General features: G+C 57.0%; 3 protein-coding genes. All 3 read left to right on the forward strand.

The genetic code is table 11. The annotated features are described in order from the left end of the window. Positions 1–814, forward strand: an 814-nt coding sequence (locus WCJ41_RS21480) for a VCBS repeat-containing protein (RefSeq protein WP_336907881.1), incomplete at its 5' end; no start/stop codon positions are given. Next, entirely contained in the window at positions 804–1,460 is a 657-nt protein-coding gene (locus WCJ41_RS21485) for a hypothetical protein (protein WP_336907882.1), read from the forward strand. The genes WCJ41_RS21480 and WCJ41_RS21485, both read left to right, overlap by 11 nt. A gap of 128 nt (positions 1,461–1,588) precedes the next feature. Continuing rightward, a partial coding sequence (locus WCJ41_RS21490; RefSeq protein WP_336907883.1) for an RHS repeat-associated core domain-containing protein occupies positions 1,589–2,508 on the forward strand: 920 nt, incomplete at its 3' end.

Consider the following 2,508-nt stretch of genomic DNA (forward strand, 5'->3'; position numbering starts at 1 on the left):
CTCAGGCCGAGGCAGGGCAAGTGTCGTCAATTGGGGACTGAACAACATTGACAGCTTCGGCACGAAGTACCGCTTCCTGGTCGGTGACTTCAATGGTGACGGACGCGCGGATGTCCTTATCCACAAGCTGAAAACCCAGAGCTACCAGGGCTTCCTGTCGACCGGCAACGGACTGCTTGCACAGCCAGCCTTCAGCCTGCCGGCGAACACCGCGCGTCACACACTGGCCGACGTGAATGGCGATGCGAATGGGCATTGCTTCGATCTGTGTGCTAGCGAAGTCGCACTTGGGTATGCCGCAATACAGGCGGCAGCCTACGTAGGCTCGGCTGCTTTGGCTGCTTATGCAGCGAAGGAAGCCGTAAAGGCACTCAACAACGACAAGCTGCCGGAGGACAAGGCGCCTCCGGCCACACATGAAGACGTTGAAACAATCATGGGTGCCGGAAAAGATACCGCTGATCCTGGCGCCAAAGAGAAAAACATCAGCAGAGGAAGACCCTACAAAGAGACGGTAGACAAACTCAAGGATCTGCCTGGCGCTGAGATTAAAAAGCAGTTCGAAACCAAGTGGGGTAAAGGTGAAGTGATCACCCTACCTGACAAGACCAAGATATCAGCACGACCAGGATCAGAGAAGACAGGGGAGCCGACCATTGAAGTCACTGATCCAAACGGAAATACTACGAAGAACCGCTTTCCAGAGGATAGGGATGATCGAAAGGACGATAGGAACAGAACACAGGAAGGGAATTCGACAAGCAATGAAAGCAACAGTGATAGTAACAAGAGGCTGAGCGACAGTGATCGATAAACTCTCATCCAGTAGCGATAGCTTTTTGGCTCCCCCCTTGCGCCTTGACGAGAGCGAGGTTCCAGTTGGAGCGACACAGTGTGACGATTTCAAAGCAATTGAATGCGCAAGGATTGCGCTGTCATATCTGCAGCATGCAGACTCCGGTTTTCCAGGCCAGTTTTTCCCTAAGCCACAACTCCATCGGGGCGCTCTGTTGGGGACTCACACAGTTCATTACCGAAACTTTGAGTACCATTCGGACTCTTCACTGCAGCTGCTGATGGAGAATAAGATAAACTCGGCTACTTCCCGAAAACTTCTTATAGCCGTTCTTGCTCACGATAAGTACTATTGCTTCAAAGTAGAGAAGTTTACGTATTCTCTATTGGATGAACTCAAAGAGAAGACTTTCGCAATTGACTTTTTGCTCATGCTCCCAGACGTTTATGGGGGCTTTGTGTTCTTTGAGGATGGTCCAGCTTGTTTTATGTTTTTTCAAGAACGTGCTGAGTTCGAGAAAGGTTTCATGAGTCCCGAAATCGTAATGAAAATCTACACTGATCACATGATGGAGTGGCGACATTACCGTAGTGACCACGTCACTGCTTGGATGCAGCTGGTTAAGAGCGCTATGGAATCGTGCGTAGAAACTCCAGAAGATTAGGACTCGAATGGCACCGTAGAGAACTACTGTATTCAATTACCTAGCCGGTCAGTGACCTCACCCAGCAGGACGGGCAGACGCTGCTCGACCTGGGCTACACGCGCGATGCCAGGGGCCTCGTCACGGCGGTGTCCTCGCCCGATGCCACCCGCGCCTGGGCCTATGGCTATGACGCGCTGGATCGTCTCGTCTCGGCGGACAATCAGGGCGGCACCGCGGAGGACCGGAGCTTCGCCTATGACGATGCCGACAACATGCTCGCCAACTCCGCGCTGTGTGGCGGCGCGGCGCTGAGCTATGGCGCGGGCGGGCGCCCGCATGCGCCGGCCGCGATCTGCGGCACGCCCGTCACCTATGATGCCAATGGCAACACGCTGAGCTATGACCCGGACGGGCCGGGGCCGATAGCCCCCCGCTCGATCACCTATGACGGCGAGAACCGGCCTGTCTCCGTCACCGCCTTTGGTTACGCCGTCAGCTTCGACTATGGGCCGGATGGCGAGCGGGTGGGAAAGAGCTTCGTCGGCGCAAAGCACTTCTACCTCGGGGCCGATGCCGAGGTCCTGTTCGGCCAGGCCAGCATGCGGGGCGTGGTCACCTCCTATCTCCACGCGGACGTGCGGCGCGAGGGCCAGGGCACCGACGTCATGGTGAAGGACCACCTCGCCTCCAACCGCCTCGTCCTGCGCGTGGGAGGGGCCACCATGCGGGCCGACTACGGCCCCTTCGGCCAGCCGCTCACCACCAACGGATCGGTGCCGCTGCAGGGCAAGGGCTATATCAACGAGCGGTTTGATCCCGAGACGGGCCTGCAATACCTCCACGCAAGGTACTACGACCCGCTGCTGTCGCGGTTCCTGACGCCGGATACCTGGGACCCGGATATCCCCGGGGTTGACACCAACCGCTATGCCTATGCGGGGAATGACCCCATCAATGGCAGCGATGCCAATGGGCACAGCTACGGATCGGATACGTCGGGCGGCAGGCCGGACAACATCAATGGAAAGGAAAGCGACCGCGAGGATCGGCGGCAACGCGAGGCTGA

This window comes from Aestuariivirga sp. (assembly GCF_037139295.1).
Taxonomy (GTDB): domain Bacteria; phylum Pseudomonadota; class Alphaproteobacteria; order Rhizobiales; family Aestuariivirgaceae; genus Aestuariivirga.